Source organism: Ewingella sp. AOP9-I1-14 (assembly GCF_052375995.1).
In the GTDB taxonomy this organism is placed as follows: Bacteria; Pseudomonadota; Gammaproteobacteria; order Enterobacterales; family Enterobacteriaceae; genus Ewingella; species Ewingella allii.
On the sequence record NZ_JBQSVA010000008.1, the window covers coordinates 65,824 to 86,064 of the forward strand.

A 20,241-nucleotide genomic window follows, 5' to 3' on the forward strand; every position below is an offset into this window, starting at 1 on the left:
CATGGCACAAAATAAAGCGAAGGAGTCAAAAGGCCGTGGGCGTCCTCGCGCCTATAACCCTGAGGAAGCCTTAGGGCAGGCGTTGGGCGTATTTTGGAATACCGGCTTTTCAGCGGCGTCGCTGGACAGCATCGCCAGCGCGGCGGGCATGAATCGCCCAAGTTTGTATGCTGCATTTGGCGATAAGCACGCGCTCTACCTCAAGGCGCTGGGCCATTATTGGTCGCAGGCCGCCGCCGCCATGGACGCCGCGCTGGGCGATGACGGCCTCACGCTGCGGCAGGCGCTGATACAGTTCTACCAAGGCCAACTGGAGATCTATTTCTCGGGCGAGGGACAGCCTCGCGGCTGCTTTATGATTGGCACCGCCGCCACGGAAGCCATTGAAGATGCTGAGATTAAAGCTTTTCTGCTCGAGGGGATGGGCAAACTGGATGCTTTTCTTACCGGGCGAATTCAGGCTGCCATTGACGCCGGAGAGCTAGGCCAAGAGGCCAGCGCCGCGACCTTGGCGATGCTGGCTTCATCGGTTTTACACAGTATTTCGATACGGGCGCGGGCCGGGCAATCTCGCGCAGAACTGACCGAGATTGCCGATGGCGCGGTGAAGATGATTTGCGGTTAGGAAGGCTTAAACCCGCCAGAACTTCTTCTTACTGGTTTTGCCGACCCCGGCGTTGAAACTGTTGGTTGGGTCAAGCTGGTGCATATGCCGCTCGTAGTCCGGCGAGGCGTGGTACTGGTTGCCGACATTGTGCTCGGCGGGGTATTTCGCCCCGCGCGTTTCGACATACTCCAGCACGCCGTGCTTGAAGGCAGTCGGGTCATAGCCGGGTTTGAGGATATAATCCTGATGATTGACGAAACAGAAGAAGTGGCCGCAGCAGGACTCCAGCAGCACCTGCTGTTGTAAATGAGCCGGTAGTTTCAGCCGCCATTCGGGGTCGTTGGAGCGCAGCGCTACGTCGAACGCCACCAGACGCTGGTTGATATCCAGCCCCTTGCCTTCGCAATAGTAGACGGTACAGGCCCCGACGCCGAAGCGAATCAAAAACGCATTCTTCTCTTCGGCGCTGCTGCACTCAAAGAATTTACCCTGCCGGCTGGCAAAGAAACTCTGCAAAAGTTCTTTCAGCTCCGGCGCGTCTTTTTGCTCGGTTTTCAGCATCAGGTGATGCTCAAACTGGTGGTGGAAATCCATGATGCGCGGCTCCACGCCGTCTGCCGTGACGCGATTGTAAAGCTGGATCAGGCTGTCAAACGCGTGGTTTGGCAGGATCGGGATGGCGCGAACGATTTTATCAATCTGGTTTTTCTGCGCGAACATTTCAGGGATCTTTGCCGCGCCCTGTTTGCCAATGGCCTTATACACGTGTTTGGCATAGCGAATAGTTAAATCAAAGGCCTGACGGTGAATGTATTCAGCCTGCAACGGCGAGGCTTTAAGGCTTTTTAGCAAAAAGCGGCGCAGCTCCACCAGTTCGGTTTCGTCATTGGCGCCGATGTAAAACGTGGTGGTGCCACGGCTGCTTTCAAAGGTCGGCAGGCGCACCGAGAATACCGCCAGCTTGCCGCTGGAGCCGGCACTTTCGTGCAGATATTCAGGGTTGCCGTTGTAGCGCGTCGGCTGGTCAGAATCGACATCGCGCAGCTTTTTCTCATAATCATCGGCCCAAATCCGCCCCTGCCAGTCCGCCGCGTTGCCGGTGGTGTATTTTTGGCTGACCAGATTGGCGAGGATCTCTTCGGGCGTTTCGCCCAGCTCAATGCCCAAATGGTTAATCAGCTGCAGCTGGCCCTGCTCATCAATGGCGGCATAGAGCGATTTTTCAGTGAAGGCAGGCCCACGGCGGATCAGCGAACCGCCAGAGTTATTGCAGATGCCACCAATCACCGACGCCCCGATGCAGGAGGAGCCAATCACCGAGTGCGGCTCGCGTTGGTAAGGCTTCAGGGCATTTTCCAGCTCGGTGAGGGTCGTGCCGGGGAAGGCCAGCACCTGATTGGCATTATCCAGCAGATGCAAACCGTTAATTTTGCGAGTGCTGATAATCACGATATCGCGGTCATAATCATTGCCGTCCGGGGTGGAACCGCCGGTGACGCCGGTGTTGGAGGCTTGCATCAAAATGATGACATCATGGGCGACGCAGACTTTCAGCAGCTGCCACATCTCTATCAGTGAATTCGGCAGCGCGACGGCCAGCGCCTCGCCCTTGCCGACGCGAAAACCTTTGGTGTAGGGCACTTTGTCGTTGGCTTTGGTCAGCACGTGGCTATGCCCAACCACGTCTTTTAACTGGTTAATCAGAGAGGTAGTCATGATAAATGCTCGTTTTAGTTGATTTTCTTCCTACTGTATCAATTTATGACCAGATTGCATGTGAAAGTCAGCCAAGAAAATGCGCATAAAAAAGAGGCTCGGGGAGCCTCTTGTCGAAGGGAGTTAGCCAGCGATTATTGGAAATCGGTTGAGCGCGAAACGGCTTCCCACTCGCTGAACTCCTGCTGCAAAAACGTCAGCTTTTCGCCAACCAGTTTCACCGCGTCGCTGCCCAGCAGCAGGTGCATCGGCGGGTTTTCCGTGGCGATCAGCTTCAGCATCACCTGCGCGGCCTTGACTGGGTCGCCCAGTTGCTTGCCGCTGTACTCCTGACGGCGCTGGCGCAGCGGCTCGAACACGACATCGTAGTCGCCGATGCTGCGCTCGCCGCGAGTCATCGAGCGACCCGCCCAGTCGGTGCGAAAACCGCCCGGTTCCACGGCGGTGACGTGAATGCCCAAGCCTTTGACCTCTTTCGCCAGACTTTCCGAGATGCCCTCCAGCGCAAATTTGCTGCCGTGATAGATGCCCAGGCCCGCCATGGTGATAATGCCACCCATCGAGGTGACGTTGAGAATGTGCCCCGCGCGGCGCTGGCGCATATAAGGCAGCACGCCCTGAATCATCGCCACCGCGCCAAATACGTTGACTTCAAACTGCTGGCGCACGGCGTCCAGCGAAGCTTCTTCCACCACGCCCTCGTAGCCGTAACCGGCGTTGTTCACCAGCACGTCAATCGGCCCGACCTCGGCTTCGATATCAGCAAGAGTGGCGGGGATCAGTTCATTGTGAGTGACATCAAGCACATAGCCGAAGGCGCTGCCCGGCTTGAGTTGTTCGAACGCCTTGGCGTCCTGCATATTGCGCAGCGTGCCTGCCACTTTGTGTCCCTCTTTGAGCGCCTGCTCGGCCAAGGCGCGGCCAAATCCAGAGGAAACACCGGTGATCAGAAGCGTTTTTGCGGAAGATGAATCTGTCATTTTGCGACCTTATTTATCAGAAGGGATGCCTGTAGAACTCGCTACAGGCTACTCCTCAGGTCGCGGGGCGATAATCCGTATAATGGTTGTCGAGTCATGAAGAAAAACTTCACAATTAGAACTGATGGGCGAAGCTATCTTTGGCGATGGTCGAGCCGGAGGTGGCCAGCTCCTGCTTTAAGAAGTCGATAAACACGCGCAGTTTCAACGACATTTGGCGGCGGTCGGGATAATAGAGGCAAAAACCCGGCACCTGCGGGCACCAGTCGGGAAGGATCGAAATCAGCCGCCCCTCGGCGATCAGGTTTTCCACGTAGCCGCTGATCATCCATGAAACACCCACGCCGTCGAGGGTGGCCTGCATCATCGCCAGCGAGTCGTTGATAATAAAGCGACCATTGACTGGCAGAGTTAGCTCTTCGCCATCTTTGCTCAGGCTCCAGCGTTCGCGCTGGCCGCTGGTGTTGTGGCGGAAAACGATGCAGTCGTGATGCAGTAGATCGGTAGGTTTTTCGGGCATGCCGTGGCGCTCAAGATACTCGGGCGTCGCGACAATATAGGTTTTCAGCGGCGGCCCGAGCGGCACGGCCACCATGTCTTTATCCACCATCGTGCCGAAACGGATCCCGGCATCGAAGGCGCGACCGACAATGTCTACCAGCGCATTTTCGATCATCACTTCCAGCTGGATCCCCGGCCACGCGTCAAGAAAACGGCGCAAAATCGGCTGGAGAAGAATCAGATGGGCACTGCGGGGAATGTTAATGCGCAGCAGCCCGGTGGGGGTTTCGCCAGACTGGCCAAGTTCTTCGCTGGCTGACACCAACTCCTGCACACAGGGCAGGGCGCGCTCCATAAACTGCTTACCGGCGTCGGTCAGCGACACGCTGCGCGTGGTGCGGTTGAACAGCGTGGCGCCCAGCCGCTGCTCCAAGGTGCGGATTGACTGACTAACGGCAGAAGGGGAAACACCAAGACGCGCCGCCGCCGCAGAGAAGCTGTACTCTTCCGCCACCACGATAAATGACACTATGCCGTCCAACTGATTTTGCCGCATATTTGTTCCTCTGACGCTCTTGCCCGGCGGCTACTATATCGCTGGCGCAGGCGTCATTACAGCCCCCGATTGAGCATATTGCGCAACACTGCCCGCTTGCCCACCATCGCGTGAAAACGGGCAGAACGCGCGCTGCGATTTTGCCGCTAAATCCCGGTTTTTAGTGATCCTTTTCACAGATTAGCCGCGCAATCACCCGATGAGGCGGGATGCCTCTTTCCAATCTTCCGCGAAGTGATAACCATCCCTACAGAGGATGCGCCGAGGTGAGGGGAAAAGATGCAAAAAAAGATCGTGATTGTTCTGGACTGTGGAGCCACCAATATTCGCGCGATGGCCATCGATAGCCAAGGCAATGTGTTGGCCAGCGCACATGAGCAAAATTTTACGCTGAACTCGGCAGAAAATCCGCTGTGGCACATTTGGCCGCTGGCGAGAATTATGCAAAGCCTCGAAAGCTGCTGCCAGTCGTTGGTGGCCAAGCTGCCCGACCATCCGGTGCGCGCCCTGACCGTCACGGCCTTTGGCGTCGACGGCGCGCTGGTGGACCGTCAGGGCGAGCTGCTTTACCCGGTGATCAGCTGGAAATGCCCGCGCACCGAAGCCGTGATGAACAACATCGATAAATACCTTCCCGCCGCCGAGCTTAAGGCCATTACCGGCATCGCGCCTTACAGCTTCAACACGCTGTATAAGCTGATTTGGCTGCGCGAAAATGCTCCAGACTTGCTCGACCGCGCCCACGCGTGGCTGTTTATGTCGTCGCTGATTAGCTTCCAGCTGACCGGCGAAATGACCACCGAAAGAACCATGGCGGGCACCAGCCAGCTGCTGGACGTCACTCAGGAAGTGTTCAGCCAGCGGCTGCTGAAACTGGTGGGCATCGACGCTTCGCTGTTCCCGCGCATGATTAATGCCGGAGATAAAATTGGCGAATTGCAGCCGCAGATGGCGGCGCGGCTGGGTTTGACGCCGGGCATTCCGGTGATTTCTACCGGCCACGACACCCAATTTGCCCTTTACGGCTCGGGCGTGGGCATCAACCAGCCGGTGCTGTCATCCGGCACTTGGGAGATTTTGATGGTCCGCTCGGCCAGCATCAATACGGATCTGCTGCAATCTCACCACGCGGCGACCTGTGAGCTGGACAGCGCCCATGGCTACTTTAATCCCGGTTGCCAATATCTGGCTTCCGGCGTGCTGGAGTGGATCCGCAAACTCTATTGGCCTGAGGTGCCCGCGCCGCAGGTTTATGAACAGATGCTGCTGGAGGCCGGGCGTATTCCGGCGGGGAGTGAAGGGGTGACCATGCGCAGCGACCTGATGGGTGATAAGCAGGCCGGGTGGCAGGGCGTCACGCTTTCCACCCAGCGCGGCCATCTCTATCGCTCGGCGCTGGAGGCGCTGTCTGTGCGCCTGCGCGAGCAGTTGGCGATGCTGGAGCAGGTGGCCGGATTTAACACTCAGGAGCTGGTCTTAGTCGGCGGTGGCAGCCGCAATGCCCTGTGGAATCAGATAAAGGCTGATACTTTGCAACTGCCGGTGAAGGTGCTGGCAAAGGCGGAAACCACGGTGTCGGGCGCGGCGATGTTTGCCTGGGCGGGAATTGGTGTTTATGGCTCAGCCGACGAGGCGCGCCAGCAGGTCAGCTTCGATTACGATACCTATTATCCCCGTTAAATTATTGGCGGATAACCGTCGTCACGGCCGAAACCTGGCCGATAATCACCTCACCGCTGCGCTCAATTTTGCTGGAATCCACCAGCAAAATGCTTTGCAGGCTCTTCTTCAGCATAAATTTTTTAAACAGCGTGTTGCCGTTATCCGTGTCCCAGATATTGCCGTCGGCATCCACGCCGTCGCAGGAGAAAATGAATAAATCGATGTCGATATTGCGCACCATGTGCAGCGGCGAATCATTAATATAACTGGCGTATTTCCTGTCCAGCGTGCCGCCAGAGCATAAAATCTCAATCTGCGCTTTTTTCTCTAACTCGTGGCAAATTCGGTAGCTGTTGGTGTACACCGTCAGCGGCTGGTCGCGCAGTTTCTTCGCCAAGTGCCAGCAGGTTGAACTGGCATCCAACGCGATGCACATCCCCGGCGTTATCCACTCAATACCTTTATCCGCCAGTAGGCTTTTGCGCTGGGCGTGGCTTTTCGAGCGCGACTCGAAGGCCACGCTCGGGTCGTCGGAGGGGCGTTTCAGGCTTTTGGCTTTACCATACTCCCTCACCAGCAGGCCTTTGAGTTGCAGATATTTGAGATCCCGGCGCAGCGTCTCTTTGCTGACATTCAGTGACTCGGCGAGATCATTGACCCGCAGAGAGGCATTGCCTTTGAGTAAGGCAACAATTTCATCCAGCCGTGCCTGCTTGTTCATCTTCACTGCAACCCCTTATTCGACATTCGGCGGCTCAATAAATGGCACTTTTCGGCCCGCCAAGTCAAGGATGCGCCAACTGCCCGTTTGTCGCAAAGGCGCTGAAAACGGGCGCTGGAGAGGTTTTTCGGCGTGGGTGAAATCGCGCTTTTTTCAGCGATATTTTGAAGACGGTCACACATCCACGCGGCCAACTGTTGCCAGCCGGCATCGCACCAGAAGATAGGCGCAACGTCACCACACCGCAGTTTGCCGCGCCGAGGAAATCACCATGGAAAGAAACGTTATTGCACGCCAGATAATCGACACCTGTCTGGAAATGAGCCGCATGGGCCTGAACCAAGGCACCTCTGGGAATATCAGCGTTCGCTTTGGCGACGGCATGCTTATCACGCCGACCAGCGTGCCCTACGAGCAGTTGAGCGAAGACGACATCGTGTTTGTCGATGGTCAGGGCAATGCCGAAAGGGGTAAAACCCCCTCCAGCGAATGGCGTTTTCATCTGGCGATTCTGCAAGCCAAACCGGCGGAAAACGTGGTGTTGCATAACCACGCGGTACACGCCACGGCGGTGGCGATTCTGAATAGTGAGATCCCGGCGATCCACTACATGGTGGCAGCGGCGGGTGGCAAAAAGATCCCCTGCGCGGGGTATGCGACCTATGGCACTCAGGCGCTGTCGGACCATGCGGTGACGGCGTTGACCGGCTATAAAGCCACGCTGTTGCAGCATCACGGCATGATAACCTGCGGGAAAACCTTAGAAAAAGCGCTGTGGCTGGCGCAAGAGGTCGAGGTGCTGGCGAGGCTCTATCTGCTGACGCTGGCCGTCACGCCGGAAGTGCCGTTGCTGAGTGATGAAGCCATTGATGAAGTGCTGCGCAAATTCCACGGCTATGGCCTGAGCGACGTGGCCTAAACAGCCATAAAAAAGGGCACGCGAGGTGCCCTTTTCCACTATCGGCCGTTATTACAACACCTTACTCAAGAACGACTTGGTGCGCGGATTGGTTGGATTGGTAAACAACTGCTCCGGCGTGCCTTGCTCTTGGATCACGCCCTGATCGATAAACACCACGCGGTCGGCCACTTCGCGGGCAAAGCCCATTTCGTGGGTAACGATCACCATCGTCATGCCTTCCAGCGCCAGCTGTTTCATCACCGCCAGCACTTCGCCAACCAACTCCGGGTCCAGCGCCGAAGTCGGCTCATCAAACAGAATCAACGCCGGTTCCATCGCCAGTGCGCGAGCAATCGCTACGCGCTGCTGCTGACCACCGGACAGGCTGGAAGGCCAGGCGTCGATTTTGTCGATCAGACCGACCTTTTGCAGCAGCTTTTCAGCGCGCGACACGGCTTCGGCTTTCGACAACCCTTTCAAAGACATAGGCGCCATGATCAGATTTTCCAGCACCGTCATGTGCGGGAACAGGTTGAAGCGCTGGAACACCATGCCCACGCCGGAACGCAGCGTGTTCAGGTTGGTTTTCGGGTCGTGCACCGCAAAACCGTTGACCACTACTTCGCCGCCGTTTGGCTTCTCCAGCGCGTTTAAGCAGCGCAGGAAGGTACTTTTGCCAGAGCCTGACGGGCCAATCACGCAGACCACTTCCTGCTCCGCGATATCGCAAGAGATGCCGCGCAAGACGTGAGTTTCGCCAAACTGCTTCTGTAAATCCTTAACGTGAATCACTTTTGCCGAACCTCTTTTCCATGTGTTGAACCAGCAGCGACAGCAGGAACGTCAGTACCCAATAGACTAAGGAGATAGTCAGGTAGGGTTCCCAATAGGTGGCATAAGCGCCGGAAACGGTACGCGCGGCGTAGGCCAGGTCGGCCAGCCCGATAGCCGAGGCCAGCGAGGAATCTTTAACGATGGCGATGGCGTTGTTGCCCAGCGGCGGCAGAATGCGGCGAAACGCCTGCGGCAAAATCACTTTGCGCATGGTTTTGCCCCAGCCCATGCCGAGCGCGCGGGACGCTTCCATCTGGCCGTTGTCGATTGACTGAATACCGGCGCGGAAAATCTCCGACACGTAGGCACCGGCGTTCAGGGTGATCGCCACTACACAGGAGAGGAACGCGCCGTAGTCCGATCGCAGAGAGCGAGCGAAGTCCGAGGACATCAGGCCGTTGGCGACTAAAATGCCGTCACGCGGGTTAATAAATAATGGCACCAGTGCGAAGTGCACCACCATGATTTGCACAAACAGCGGCGTACCGCGGAAGGCGCTGACGTAAACGCGCACCGGCCACTGGACCGCGAAGCGCAAAATGAGTTTCCACGGACCATCATCGGCGCGGGCCATGCGACCCAGACCCAATAACAGCCCCCAGGCGGTGCCCAAAATAACGCAAATAATGGTGCATTTGATGGTCATCAACGCGCCCTGAACAAACAGCGGGGCATATTCGGAGATGATCTCCCAACGAAATCCGGTCATGCTTTTCCTTGATTGGGGGCCGATGAAGCCCCCCTTTTTATGCGTAATTACTTAGTTGGCAGGGTAGGAACGTTGCTATCGAACCAGTTGGCGTAAATCTTGGCGTAGGTACCGTCGGCAATAATGGTTTTCAGACCGGCGTTGATTTTGCCCAGCAGCTCGGTGTTACCTTTCGCCACCGCGATGCCGAAGTACTGGCGCTGGAATTTGCTGTCCGGAACCAGCTTCAGCGCTTTCTCAGGATGGGATTTGATGTAGTACTTCACCACGCCCACGTCGCCAACCGCCGCGCCGATACCGTCTTCAGACAGCTCTTGCAGCATCAGCGGGGTGTTGTCGAAACGTTTGATATCTGTGCTGTTTTTGCCCAGCTCGTCAGACACCACGATGTCGCCGGTACTGGAGTTAACTACGCCCACTTTCTGGCCTTTCAAGGCCGCGACGGAGTCTACTTTTGAATCCGCTGGCACCACGATGGACTGCTCGGCCGGGAAGTAAGGAGTAGAAAAATCAACCATTTGCTGACGTTTGTCAGTGATAGTGATACCGGAAATGATGATGTCGCGGTCGCCAGAGTTCAGCGTCGCGAAGATACCTTCCCACGGCGTATTCACCAGTTTCACGTTGAAGTTCTCGGCTTTGGCGATGGCTTTAATGATATCAATATCAAAACCTTCCAGCTCTTTCTGGTTGTTTTCATATTCGAACGGACGGTATGTACCACCTGAGCCAACCACGTAGGTTTGCTGTGCCGCGAAAGCAGAAGTGGCGAGAGAGGAAAGCAGGCACCCGGCGAGAATAAAGGACTTAAACATGGTAACTCCTGTTGTGTTTGTTGTTTTATGCACTTAACTTGCATAAAAATACATAAGTTGACGAATAGCTTCAACTAAAAACAACGGAGTTTTGTGTATTACATGGCGGGCAAGCGAGGTGGATTAAGGGTTCCAGCACCAATGCCAGGGTTCGTAAATGAAGCCCCAAGGGTTATTCGGCGGGAAGGAGAGGGTGAAACCAAAACGCGTCGCGTTGCCGCTAAGCCAGCGGAAAGCCTCGGTTTCGCCGAAAACGCCGGTGACTTCGTCACAATCGGGGGTATTGATGTCCACCGCACGGCCGGTGTGGTGTTCGCTACAACCTGGAGGGGCCAGCGAGCTGAAAATCTTCTCGGGCGAAAGCCCGGCTTGCAGCTTCTGCTCAATCAGCCCGGATTGATAAGCCACATCGCGCCATGCCGAAATCAGCACAATCTCCACGCCATCCAGCTCGGCGGCGCGCTTCATCGTCAGCCAGGCATCGGCAGCGGGGGCCGTCAGCCGATGGGCTTTGCCGGTTTGGTCCGTCTCGGCAATGACCAGCAGGCTGGGATCGATATCCTCGAAAAACGGCAACGCGCGGTGAGCAATCACCTGTGGGTCAATGCCCAACGCGCGTAAGGCCTGTTCGGTGGTCGCAGCCAGTGGGCGACTCATTCTTCAGCCTTGCCCAGACGGTTCATCGCCAAGGCCATGGCCCGGCCGCTGCTACGCATGTTCTGCTGATAATGGGTGGCGGCGCTGACGAAGGCGGCTAACAGCTGCTGGTCCTGCTCATGCTGCTGATATTCAGGATGCCACTGCACGCCAAGGCAAAAATCGTAGCCTTCGCACTCAATCCCTTCGATCACCCCGTCCGGCGCGACGGCGTTGACGCGGCAACCTTCGCCGACGCTTTTCACCGCCTGGTGGTGGGAGCTGTTGACCTCATAACGAGCAGCCTTCACGCAGCGAGCAAGCAGGGTATCAGCCACAATGTCGACCTGATGGCGGGCGCGCTTTTTGCCGCCAGCGTTCTCGGTATCGACCGTGGTGCTGTGCTCGAGGGCGTCAGGCAGGGCGTCGGGAATGTGCTGATGCAGAGTGCCGCCGGTCAATACCGCCAGCAGCTGTTGCCCACCGCAAATACCCAGCAAGGGCATGTTGCGGCGCATTGCCCCTTGGATAATGGCGATTTCGAACTCAGTTCTGGCAGGTTTCAGGCGAATCTGGTCGCTCGACTGCTGCTCGTTAAACAGGGCGGGGGAAACATCAAACGCGCCGCCCGTGACTACGATGGCGTCGCAGAGTGACAAATACTCTTCAGCCAACTCGCCGTGATGAGGGAGCGCCAGCGGCACCGCGCCGAGCGAAGCCAGACTCGTCATATAATTTTGCCGTAACGCATACCATGGAAAATCGGCATAGCCTCCAGCCTCTTCACTATCAAGTGTCACACCAATAACCGGTTTAGAGGGAAAATTCGCGCTCATAGCTCTCCGCCGAGTTCTGTTATTAACTCAAATTAAAATGATGAGAAAAACACTTTCCCTCAACATATCAACAGGGCGGCGCGTGAAACAATACAAATTATCAATGTTTTTGTTATTTGATATTTGGCTCTGTAATGGGTTCGTTACGCTGGCTGGAAAGGTTGGTTTAGAGTGGGGAAGTGGCGTGCGTGCCAACTTTACTGATCCCACGGCGCTGGGGTATTCAGTAAAGCATGCAGACGATCATTGCTCAGGGCTGGTTTTTCAATACGAGTGACCAATTCGATGTAAGTCTCTGGACTAACCGTTATCACACCTTGGTCCAGCAATATAGCTTGTGCGCTTTGCTCTGGTTCTAGTTTCATTTTCTAACACTCTGGAAGGTGGAGGTTATTAATTTGGCGCCAGATAGCGCCAATGTTGCGAGTTTCAGATTAAATACTCATATTTCTTCAACACCAACTGGGTGCCCTCATTGAGCAAATCATTAATCGAGTGCCCCGTGGCCTGTGAAGCTATAACCAGCGCTTCATGGTAGGCCGGAGACAGTCGGGTGGTGACTTTGCCACTGAAGGATTTAAACGGATTTATCTCTTTCTCTTTGCAGACGTCGAAAAACACCTTCAGGGAAATAGCCCCTTCTTTCTTCAGCTGCTCAACACTGTCGGCGTAAAAATCGGCACCGCCGTTAAGGTTTAAAAACTCGCCGCGAAACATTTCAATGTCCGGGTCAAAAGTGATAACAGCCGTGACTCCGTCAATTTTAAGGGTATTGCGCATCATGGTTTAAACCCTAATTTTTGGCATGATTTTCATACAATGATGATACCAAAAAATGACACTACGACAAGCTGTTTTAGTGTCACAAAATGGTGTCATTGGTTGGTAATCTTTCTCACTTACGCTCAATTCAATGTTAGAATTCCACCCATTCACCCGAAATATACTTTCTTAATTGTTAACGCAATCTTTGCGTAGTCCTAAAACCGCCGCAGGTATTTTTCGGGATAATAAATGCCGGGTAACGGAACTCTCTGGTTGAAGGATCGTTTTCAGCTGCTTTCTTCTCATAATTAGTGCGAAGCCAATAACTTTATGCTGCCAAATACCTCTTCTCGTCCTAAGAACCGCAATAGATTGTGGTTAGTCATCGCGGTGATTATCGCGGCTATTCTGGTTTGGTATTTTGCCTTCCATCACAGCAGTTCGAGCGCGCCAGAAAAGCATGCCGGGCAGGGCCGTGGCGGTATGCGCGGTGCGGCCATGGCGGGGATGCAAACGCCAGTGCAGGCGGGGAAAGCGGAACAGGCCGACGTGCCGGTTTATTTGCGCGCGCTGGGGACCGTGGTCGCCAATGCCACGGTGACCGTCACCAGCCGGGTGGACGGTCAACTGATGAAGGTCTACTTCACCGAAGGGCAGAAAGTGGAGCAGGGGCAGCTGTTGGCGCAGATTGACCCACGCAGTTATCAGGCGACGTTGGAGCAGTATCAGGGCGAATTAGCCCAGAATCAGGCGCTGGCGAAAAGCGCCGAGCTGACCCTGGCGCGCTATAAGAAACTCTACGCGCAAGACTCCTTAGCCCGACAAGATTTAGAAAGCCAGATGGCGACCGCCGGTCAGTACGCCGGTGCGGTGAAGGCCGATCAGGCGCAGATCGCCGCCGCCAAGTTGAACCTCGAATTTGCCAAAATAACCGCGCCGGTCAGCGGCCACGTCGGCCTGCGTCTGGTCGATCCGGGCAATATGGTGACTAGCGGCAGCACCACGGGCATCGTCACCATCACCCAAACTCAGCCGATTGCCGTCACCTTTAGCGTGCCGCAAAGCAATCTGCAAACCCTGCTCAAAGCCCTGCGTGGCGGGCAACAGTTGCCGACCACCGCCTTTGACCAAGACGGCAGCGAGGTGCTCGGGCAGGGCAAGTTACAGTTCATCAGCAATGAAATCGACACCAGTACTGGCAGCATCAAGCTAAAAGCCCTGTTCGACAATCAGGATGAAAAGCTCTATCCGAATCAGTTTGTAAACGCGCGTCTGCAAGTTGGCACGCTGGAAAAAGCCACGGTGATTCCGGCGGCGGCCTTGCAGCTCAGTGGCAACGGCGACTTCGTCTATGTGGTGAAAGCCGACAACTCCGTCGAGCGCCGCGAAGTGAAATCTGGCCCAGCCTTTGGCGATGACAAAGTGGCGATTCTGTCCGGCATTCAGCTGGGTGAGCAGGTGGTGACGACCGGCATTGACCACCTGAATAATGGCAGCAAGGTGCAGGTGGTAACCGCCAGCGCCGAGGATGAAGCCACCGCCAGCAAGGCCGGAAGCTCGAAACAGCGCGCCGAGCAAGGCGGCGTTGATAAGGCCACCACCGGCAAAGACAGCGGGTCGAAATGAATCCATCACGCCTCTTTATCCAAAGGCCGGTCGCTACCATCCTGCTGATGGTGGCGGTGATGCTGTCGGGCATTTTCGCCTACAACATGCTCTCTACCTCGGCCTTGCCGCAGGTGGATTACCCGACCATTCAGGTGACCACGCTCTATCCGGGCGCCAGTCCTGACGTCATGGCGTCGGGCATTACCGCGCCGCTCGAGCGCCAGCTTGGGCAGATGGCCGGGCTGAGCCAGATGTATTCCACCAGCGCCAGCGGCTCGTCGATTATCACCCTGAAGTTCTCGCTAGACCTCTCTCTCGACGTCGCCGAGCAGGAAGTGCAGGCGGCGATCAACGCGGCGGACAACCTGCTGCCAAAGGACTTGCCGAACCCGCCAACCTACAAAAAGGTTAACCCGGCTGACAGCGCGGTGCTGACCATGGCAGTCACCTCTGAGTCGCTGCCGCTGACCAAAGTGCAGGATCTGGTGAACACCCGCGTGGCGCTGAAGCTGTCGCAGATTTCCGGCGTCGGCATGGTGACGCTGGCCGGCGGCAACCAACCGGCGATCCGCGTGCAGGTCAATCCGCGCGCGCTGGCGGCCCACAATCTGACGCTGGAAGACATCAACACGCTGATTGGCAACAGTAATGTTAACGGCTCGAAGGGCGGTTTCGACGGCAAGCACCACTCCATCACCATTGACGCCAACGACCAGCTGCGCACCGCGGCGGAGTACGGCAACCTGATTGTCACCTACCAAAACGGCGCTGCGCTGCGTCTGCGGGACCTCGCCACGCTCTCCGAAGCGCCGGAAAACCAATATTTATCTGCCTGGGCCAACAAGCAGCCAGCGATTATCATCAGCGTTCAGCGCCAGCCGGGGGCCAACGTGATTGCGGTGGTCGACGGTATCAAGCGCCAGTTGCCGACGCTTCAGGCCGCGCTGCCAGACTCGGTCAAAGTCACTATTTTGTCCGACCGCACCCAGACCATTCGCGCTTCAATCAGCGATGTGCAGTTCGAGCTGATGCTCTCCATCGCGCTGGTGGTGATGGTCACTTTCCTGTTCCTGCGCAACGTGGCGGCGACGCTTATCCCGAGCGTCGCGGTGCCGCTGTCGCTGATTGGCACCTTTGGCGTGATGTATCTCTGCGGTTTCAGCCTCAACAACCTGTCGCTGATGGCGCTCACCGTCGCCACCGGCTTTGTTATTGATGACGCCATCGTGGTGGTGGAAAACATTACCCGGCGGCTGGAAGAGGGCGAAACGCCGATGCAGGCGGCGCTCAAAGGCTCGGCGCAAATCGGCTTCACCATCATCTCTCTGACCTTCTCACTGATCGCGGTGCTGATCCCGCTGCTGTTTATGGGGGACGTGGTCGGGCGGCTGTTCCGCGAATTTGCTATCACGCTGGCGGTGTCGATATTGGTGTCGATGGTGGTCTCCTTGACCCTAACGCCAATGCTCTGCGCCTATTTGCTGCGCCACATTCCCGAAGAGAAACAGAGCTGGTTCTACCGCAAAGGCGGCCAAATTTTTGACCGACTGATAGCCGGTTATGACCGTCTGCTGATCGTGGTACTGAATCATCAGCGCATCACTCTGCTAGTGGCGGCGGCGACCTTGGTATTCACCGCGCTGCTCTATGTGATGGTGCCGAAGGGCTTCTTCCCGTCGCAAGATACCGGCATGATTCAGGGGATCACCCAGGCCTCGCAGGACGTCTCTTTCGGCGAAATGGGCCGTCGCCAGCAGATGCTGACTGCCGCTATTTTGCAAGATCCGGCGGTGGACAGCGTCTCCTCCACCATCGGCGTGGACGGCAATAACACCAGCCTGAACAGCGGCCGTCTGCAAATTAACCTTAAATCCTTCGACCAGCGCGACGAGCGCGCTCCGGCGATTATTGCCCGCCTGAAGCAAGAAACCGCCTCGGTGCCGGGCATTTCGCTCTATATGCAGGCGTCGCAGGATTTAACCGTGGACGATCAGGTCACGCCAAGCCAGTACCAGTTCACCCTCGACGATGCCGATAGTGAAAATCTGGTGACCTGGACGCCGAAACTGACTGAAAAGCTCAGCCAGCTGCCGGAATTCAGCGACGTGGTGAGCAACCTGCAAAATCAGGGGCAGGTGGCCTATGTCGAGCTGGACCGCGACGCCGCGGCGCGTTTTGGCATTACCGCGTCGGATGTCGATACCGCGCTGTATAACGCCTTTGGCCAGCGTCTGGTGTCCACCATCTTTACCCAGTCGAACCAGTACCGCGTGGTGCTGGAAGTCGCGCCGCAATATCAGCAGTCTCCGGCGTCGTTCGACGATATCTATCTGGCGACCAGCAATACCAATTCGTCTTCGTCGGCCTCTACCGATGCCAACAGCACCACCACCACCAGTGCCTCGGGCTCGACCACCTCGACGTCCGACACCGGCACTTCCACCAGCTCGGCGACGGGCATGGTCAAGCTGACCTCGATTGCCAAAATCCATATGCGCACCGGCGCGCTGTTGCAGGCGCGATTAAACCAGTTCCCGACGGTGACGGTTTCCTTCAACGTCAAAGACGGTTATTCGCTGGAGCAGGCGCAGGCCGCCGTCAAGCAGAGCATGGCCGAGCTGAAGGTGCCGGACAGTATCACGTTGCGCTATCAGGGGGCCGCTGCCTCGTTTGAAAGCGCCACCGGCAACACCCTGTGGCTGATCCTCGCCGCGCTGCTGACCATGTACGTGGTGCTGGGCATTCTGTACGAAAGCTTTATTCACCCGGTGACTATCCTGTCGACGCTGCCGTCGGCGGCGGTGGGGGCGCTGCTTTCGCTGCTGTTTGCCGATACGGAGTTCAGCCTGATCGCACTAATTGGCGTTATCTTGCTGATTGGTATCGTGAAAAAGAACGCGATTATGATGATCGACTTCGCGCTGGAGGCCGAAACCAAGCACGGCATGTCGCCGCGCGAAGCCATTCATCAGGCCTGTTTGCTGCGATTCCGCCCGATCTTGATGACCACCATGGCGGCGCTGCTCGGCGCACTGCCGCTGATGCTCGCCAGTGGATCGGGTGCTGAACTGCGCCAGCCGCTGGGCTTGGTGATTGTCGGCGGGCTGATCTTCAGTCAGGTGCTGACCCTGTTCTCCACGCCGGTGATTTACCTGATGTTTGACCGTCTGGCGACCCGCTGGAACCCGCGGCTGAAACGCAAACGCGCCGCTAAGCTGAACCAACAGCAGGCTGGCGAATAGATGAATATCTCGCGCTTTTTCATCTTCCGGCCCGTCACCACGCTGCTGCTAACCAGCGCGGTGCTGCTGCTCGGGCTGCTTGGCTATCGCCTGCTGCCGGTGGCCCCGCTGCCGCAGTTGGACCTGCCGGTGATTCTGGTGAGCGCCAGCCTGCCGGGAGCCAGCCCGGAAACCATGGCGGCCACGGTGGCGACGCCGCTGGAGCGCGCGCTGGGACAGATTGCGGGCGTCACTGAGATGACCTCCAGCAGCTCGCAGGGCACCACCAGCGTGGTGCTGCAGTTCGACCTCGACCGTGAAATCAACGGCGCGGCGCGCGACGTGCAGGCGGCGATTAACGCCTCGCGGGCGCTGCTGCCGAGCAGCATGCCGTCGCTGCCGACCTATCGCAAAGCCAACCCGTCCGACGCGCCGATCATCATGCTCTCTCTGACTTCGGCCACGCGCAGCAAGGGCGAGCTGTACGACATTGCCTCCAGCCAGTTGCAGCAAAAAATCGCGCAGGTGAACGGCGTGGGGCAGGTTTCGATTGTCGGCTCGGCGCTGCCCGGCGTGCGTATTGACCTGCGCCCGGAGGCGATCAGCCATTACGGCATTTCCCTCGACACCATTCGCGCCGCCATCGCTAACAGCACCACTAACTTGCCGAAGGGCGTGCTGCAAGGCTCGAACCAGTCGTGGATGATTGAAGGTAACGGCCAGCAGAGCACGGCGGCGCAGTACAAAACCCTGATTGTGACTTATATCAAGGGCGCGGCCATTCGCCTGAGCGACGTCGCCAATGTCTATGATTCGGTTGAAGATAAATACAACGTAGGCTACTACAACAGCACACCGTCGGTGATGCTGGGCGTGACGCGGCAGGCCGGGGCCAACATGCTGGAAACCATTCAGGCAATTAAAAATGCGTTGCCGCAGATGGAAGAGAACCTGCCGGGCGACGTTGAGCTGCACATCGCGCTGGACCGTTCCGGCACCATTTCTGGCTCGCTGCGCGCCACCGAAGTGACCCTGCTGGAAGCCACGGTGCTGGTGATCGCCGTGGTGTTCGTCTTCCTGCGCAACCTGCAGGCGGTGATCATTCCGGCGCTGGCGCTGCCCGTCTCGCTGATTGGCACCTGCTCGGTGATGTACCTGCTGGGCTACAGCCTGGATAACCTATCGCTGATGGCGCTGATCATCGCCACCGGCTTCGTGGTGGATGACGCCATCGTGGTGCTGGAGAACATTACCCGGCATATCGAAGAGGGGCTGGGGCCAGTGCGCGCGGCAATCAAAGGCGCGCAGGAAGTCAGCTTTACCGTGCTGTCGATGACCCTTTCGCTGGTGGCGGTGTTTATTCCGCTGCTGCTGATGGGCGGCATCCTCGGGCGGCTGTTCCGCGAGTTCGCCGTCACGCTCACCGTGTCGCTGGTGATTTCGATGCTGGTGTCCCTCAGCCTGACCCCGATGCTGTGCGCCCGTTTTCTGCGGCGTAAACCGGCGGTGGAAAAGCGCCAGCCGCGCATTTATCGCCTGATTGAACATTGGCTTAATCGCCTGCTGGCGGGCTATGCGGCGGCCCTCGGCTGGGTGATGCGCCACCAGTTGATCACCATGTTCGGCCTGCTGCTGACCATCATGCTTAACTTCTACCTGTACACCGTGGTGGAGAAGGGCTTCTTCCCCGAGCAGGATACCGGCATGCTGATGGGGATGATGCGCGCGGATCAAAACACCTCATTCCAGACGATTCAGCCGAAGCTGCTGGAGTACAGCAAGATCATTCAAGACGATCCGGCGGTGGACGCGGTAATGAGTTCGGCGGGCAGCGGCGGCTTTGGTTCGCGCAACACCGCGCTGTTCTTCGTTCGCCTGAAAGACATTAAAGACCGTACCGCCACCGCCAGCCAAGTGGCCAACCGGCTGATGGCGAAAACCAGCAAACTGGCCGGGGCGCAGCTGTTTATGCAAGCCGCGCAGGATCTGCGAGTCGGCGCGCGCAGTGCTAACGCGCAATACCAGTACAGCCTGCAAGCCGATGACCTTTCGCTGCTGCGCGAGTGGGGGCCGAAGGTCAAAGCCGCGCTGGAGAAGCTGCCGCAGCTGACCGGCGTGGATTCTGACTCGCAAACCGGCGGGCAGGAAGTGATGTTGAACATTGACCGCGACAAGGCCACGCGGCTGGGGGTTAACATCAAGATGATCGACACGCTGCTCAATAACGCCTTCAGCCAGCGGCAGATCGCCACCATCTACAAGACGCTGAACCAGTACCACGTGGTGATGAATCTGACCGACGACTACACCAGCAATCCTGACGTGCTAAACCAGCTTTACGTGGTCACGGACAGTGGCGAGCAGGTGCCGCTGTCGGCCTTCACCACCTTTAGCGGAGCCAACGCGCCGCTGTCGGTGGCGCATCAGGGGCAGTCGGCAACCACCACGCTGGCCTTTAACTTGTCCGACGGCGTGGCGCTGGGGGATGCCCAACAGCTGATTAAAACCACCATGGCGAAAATCGGCCTGCCGGACACGGTTCAGGCCGGATTTGCCGGCACGGCGCAGGCTTTTGACTCGTCGGTGAGCATGATGCCGTGGCTGATTCTGGCGGCGCTGGCGGCGGTGTATATCGTGCTCGGCATGCTCTATGAGAGTTACATTCACCCGCTGACCATTCTGTCCACGCTGCCCTCCGCCGGGCTGGGCGCGCTGCTGCTGATGCTGCTGACCAATACCCAGCTGACGGTGATCGCGCTGATCGGCATCTTGCTGCTGATTGGTATCGTGAAGAAGAATGCGATCATGATGATCGACTTCGCGCTCGACGCCGAGCGCCGCCTCGGGCTGACGCCGCAGCAGGCGATCACCCAGGCCTGCCTGATGCGTTTTCGCCCGATCTTGATGACCACGTTGGCGGCCTTCTTCGGTGCCTTGCCTCTGGCGCTGGGCAGCGGCGGCGACGCCGACCTGCGCAGCCCGCTAGGCTTGGCGATCGCCGGTGGTCTGGCCCTGAGCCAGATTCTGACCCTGTTCACCACGCCGGTGGTCTATCTCTATATGGACCGTTCGAGCCGGGCGACGCGCCGTTTATGGCATCGCCTGCGCCCGCACCATGAGCCATCGCCACCGGCAGGTTCACATGACTAATTCATTGAAAAGCGAAACGACTT

General features: G+C 57.5%; 18 protein-coding genes. 7 read left to right on the plus strand and 11 right to left on the minus strand.

Annotated features, from left to right (window positions below):
• Position 1: 1 nt before the first annotated feature.
• Complete coding sequence (locus tag ACT3RT_RS19090) at positions 2-625, plus strand: TetR/AcrR family transcriptional regulator (RefSeq protein WP_485903974.1); 624 nt, start codon at positions 2-4, stop codon at positions 623-625.
• Between the two features lie 6 nt (positions 626-631).
• On the opposite strand, the gene dld is transcribed toward ACT3RT_RS19090, so the two are convergent.
• The 3 genes from dld to ACT3RT_RS19105 all read right to left on the minus strand — a co-directional run bounded on the left by dld (position 632) and on the right by ACT3RT_RS19105 (position 4,360).
• Complete coding sequence (gene dld, locus ACT3RT_RS19095; RefSeq protein WP_485903976.1) at positions 632-2,323, minus strand: D-lactate dehydrogenase; 1,692 nt, start codon at positions 2,321-2,323, stop codon at positions 632-634.
• Between the two features lie 134 nt (positions 2,324-2,457).
• Positions 2,458-3,303 carry an oxidoreductase gene (locus ACT3RT_RS19100; protein WP_496203577.1) on the minus strand — a complete coding sequence of 282 codons (846 nt, stop codon included), beginning with the start codon at positions 3,301-3,303 and terminating at the stop codon, positions 2,458-2,460.
• A 115-nt stretch (positions 3,304-3,418) separates the two neighbouring features.
• Positions 3,419-4,360 (minus strand): LysR family transcriptional regulator, encoded by a 942-nt coding sequence (locus ACT3RT_RS19105; protein ID WP_353503306.1) that lies wholly within the window; start codon positions 4,358-4,360, stop codon positions 3,419-3,421.
• A gap of 279 nt (positions 4,361-4,639) precedes the next feature.
• Here ACT3RT_RS19105 and fucK point away from each other — a divergent pair, with 279 nt between their 5' ends.
• Positions 4,640-6,040 carry an L-fuculokinase gene (gene fucK, locus ACT3RT_RS19110; protein WP_496203578.1) on the plus strand — a complete coding sequence of 467 codons (1,401 nt, stop codon included), beginning with the start codon at positions 4,640-4,642 and terminating at the stop codon, positions 6,038-6,040.
• A gap of 1 nt (position 6,041) precedes the next feature.
• Here fucK and fucR read toward each other — a convergent pair whose 3' ends face one another.
• Positions 6,042-6,743, minus strand: coding sequence for an L-fucose operon activator (gene fucR, locus ACT3RT_RS19115; RefSeq protein ID WP_496200202.1), 702 nt, complete (start codon positions 6,741-6,743; stop codon positions 6,042-6,044).
• Positions 6,744-7,014: 271 nt separating this feature from the next.
• Between fucR and ACT3RT_RS19120 the strand changes: the two genes are divergently transcribed.
• On the plus strand, positions 7,015-7,662 hold the full coding sequence (locus ACT3RT_RS19120; RefSeq protein WP_496203579.1) for an L-fuculose-phosphate aldolase: 648 nt from the start codon (positions 7,015-7,017) through the stop codon (positions 7,660-7,662).
• Positions 7,663-7,713: 51 nt separating this feature from the next.
• Here the strand turns inward: ACT3RT_RS19120 and ACT3RT_RS19125 are convergent, their stop codons facing one another.
• The 5 genes from ACT3RT_RS19125 to ACT3RT_RS19145 all read right to left on the minus strand — a co-directional run bounded on the left by ACT3RT_RS19125 (position 7,714) and on the right by ACT3RT_RS19145 (position 11,474).
• A complete protein-coding gene (locus ACT3RT_RS19125) occupies positions 7,714-8,436 on the minus strand; it encodes an amino acid ABC transporter ATP-binding protein (protein ID WP_353503303.1) in 723 nt (240 codons plus the stop codon).
• The gene (locus tag ACT3RT_RS19130) at positions 8,423-9,187 is read right to left on the minus strand and encodes an amino acid ABC transporter permease (protein ID WP_353503302.1); all 765 of its coding nucleotides are present in this window, start codon (positions 9,185-9,187) and stop codon (positions 8,423-8,425) included. The genes ACT3RT_RS19125 and ACT3RT_RS19130 overlap by 14 nt, the downstream gene beginning before the upstream one ends.
• A 47-nt stretch (positions 9,188-9,234) precedes the next feature.
• Positions 9,235-10,002: a basic amino acid ABC transporter substrate-binding protein gene (locus tag ACT3RT_RS19135; protein ID WP_353503301.1), complete on the minus strand. Its 768-nt coding sequence runs from the start codon at positions 10,000-10,002 to the stop codon at positions 9,235-9,237.
• A gap of 123 nt (positions 10,003-10,125) precedes the next feature.
• The gene (locus ACT3RT_RS19140; RefSeq protein ID WP_496203580.1) at positions 10,126-10,659 is read right to left on the minus strand and encodes a M15 family metallopeptidase; all 534 of its coding nucleotides are present in this window, start codon (positions 10,657-10,659) and stop codon (positions 10,126-10,128) included.
• Complete coding sequence (locus ACT3RT_RS19145; RefSeq protein ID WP_496203581.1) at positions 10,656-11,474, minus strand: gamma-glutamyl-gamma-aminobutyrate hydrolase family protein; 819 nt, start codon at positions 11,472-11,474, stop codon at positions 10,656-10,658. The genes ACT3RT_RS19140 and ACT3RT_RS19145 overlap by 4 nt, the downstream gene beginning before the upstream one ends.
• Positions 11,475-11,556: 82 nt before the next feature.
• On the opposite strand from ACT3RT_RS19145, the gene ACT3RT_RS19150 reads away from it, so the two are divergent.
• Entirely contained in the window at positions 11,557-11,751 is a 195-nt protein-coding gene (locus tag ACT3RT_RS19150; RefSeq protein ID WP_485904046.1) for a hypothetical protein, read from the plus strand.
• Here the strand turns inward: ACT3RT_RS19150 and ACT3RT_RS19155 are convergent.
• Together ACT3RT_RS19155 and ACT3RT_RS19160 are read right to left on the minus strand one after the other, a co-directional pair.
• Positions 11,672-11,839, minus strand: a complete 168-nt coding sequence (locus ACT3RT_RS19155; protein WP_485903990.1) for a type II toxin -antitoxin system TacA 1-like antitoxin — start codon at positions 11,837-11,839, stop codon at positions 11,672-11,674. The two genes, ACT3RT_RS19150 and ACT3RT_RS19155, sit on opposite strands and share 80 nt — an antisense overlap.
• 64 nt (positions 11,840-11,903) lie before the next feature.
• Positions 11,904-12,257, minus strand: coding sequence for a type II toxin-antitoxin system HicB family antitoxin (locus ACT3RT_RS19160; protein WP_496203582.1), 354 nt, complete (start codon positions 12,255-12,257; stop codon positions 11,904-11,906).
• A gap of 312 nt (positions 12,258-12,569) precedes the next feature.
• On the opposite strand from ACT3RT_RS19160, the gene ACT3RT_RS19165 reads away from it, so the two are divergent.
• Genes ACT3RT_RS19165 through ACT3RT_RS19175 form a run of 3 tightly spaced genes read left to right on the plus strand, consistent with a single transcriptional unit; the run spans position 12,570 to position 20,218 of the window.
• Entirely contained in the window at positions 12,570-13,865 is a 1,296-nt protein-coding gene (locus ACT3RT_RS19165) for an MdtA/MuxA family multidrug efflux RND transporter periplasmic adaptor subunit (protein WP_496203583.1), read from the plus strand.
• A complete protein-coding gene (locus tag ACT3RT_RS19170) occupies positions 13,862-17,089 on the plus strand; it encodes an efflux RND transporter permease subunit (RefSeq protein ID WP_485903996.1) in 3,228 nt (1,075 codons plus the stop codon). Before ACT3RT_RS19165 ends, ACT3RT_RS19170 begins: the two co-directional genes overlap by 4 nt.
• Entirely contained in the window at positions 17,090-20,218 is a 3,129-nt protein-coding gene (locus ACT3RT_RS19175) for an efflux RND transporter permease subunit (protein WP_485903998.1), read from the plus strand.
• Positions 20,219-20,241 lie beyond the last annotated feature (23 nt).

Coding starts and splice junctions, on each gene's coding strand:
- dld (WP_485903976.1), bottom strand. CDS start 2,323: ATGACTACCTCTCTGATTAACCAGTTAAAAGACGTGGTTGGGCATAGC.
- ACT3RT_RS19155 (WP_485903990.1), bottom strand. CDS start 11,839: ATGAAACTAGAACCAGAGCAAAGCGCACAAGCTATATTGCTGGACCAA.
- ACT3RT_RS19135 (WP_353503301.1), bottom strand. CDS start 10,002: ATGTTTAAGTCCTTTATTCTCGCCGGGTGCCTGCTTTCCTCTCTCGCC.
- ACT3RT_RS19140 (WP_496203580.1), bottom strand. CDS start 10,659: ATGAGTCGCCCACTGGCTGCGACCACCGAACAGGCCTTACGCGCGTTG.
- ACT3RT_RS19165 (WP_496203583.1), top strand. CDS start 12,570: ATGCTGCCAAATACCTCTTCTCGTCCTAAGAACCGCAATAGATTGTGG.
- ACT3RT_RS19130 (WP_353503302.1), bottom strand. CDS start 9,187: ATGACCGGATTTCGTTGGGAGATCATCTCCGAATATGCCCCGCTGTTT.
- fucK (WP_496203578.1), top strand. CDS start 4,640: ATGCAAAAAAAGATCGTGATTGTTCTGGACTGTGGAGCCACCAATATT.
- ACT3RT_RS19100 (WP_496203577.1), bottom strand. CDS start 3,303: ATGACAGATTCATCTTCCGCAAAAACGCTTCTGATCACCGGTGTTTCC.
- fucR (WP_496200202.1), bottom strand. CDS start 6,743: ATGAACAAGCAGGCACGGCTGGATGAAATTGTTGCCTTACTCAAAGGC.
- ACT3RT_RS19175 (WP_485903998.1), top strand. CDS start 17,090: ATGAATATCTCGCGCTTTTTCATCTTCCGGCCCGTCACCACGCTGCTG.
- ACT3RT_RS19170 (WP_485903996.1), top strand. CDS start 13,862: ATGAATCCATCACGCCTCTTTATCCAAAGGCCGGTCGCTACCATCCTG.
- ACT3RT_RS19145 (WP_496203581.1), bottom strand. CDS start 11,474: ATGAGCGCGAATTTTCCCTCTAAACCGGTTATTGGTGTGACACTTGAT.
- ACT3RT_RS19160 (WP_496203582.1), bottom strand. CDS start 12,257: ATGATGCGCAATACCCTTAAAATTGACGGAGTCACGGCTGTTATCACT.
- ACT3RT_RS19120 (WP_496203579.1), top strand. CDS start 7,015: ATGGAAAGAAACGTTATTGCACGCCAGATAATCGACACCTGTCTGGAA.
- ACT3RT_RS19090 (WP_485903974.1), top strand. CDS start 2: ATGGCACAAAATAAAGCGAAGGAGTCAAAAGGCCGTGGGCGTCCTCGC.
- ACT3RT_RS19105 (WP_353503306.1), bottom strand. CDS start 4,360: ATGCGGCAAAATCAGTTGGACGGCATAGTGTCATTTATCGTGGTGGCG.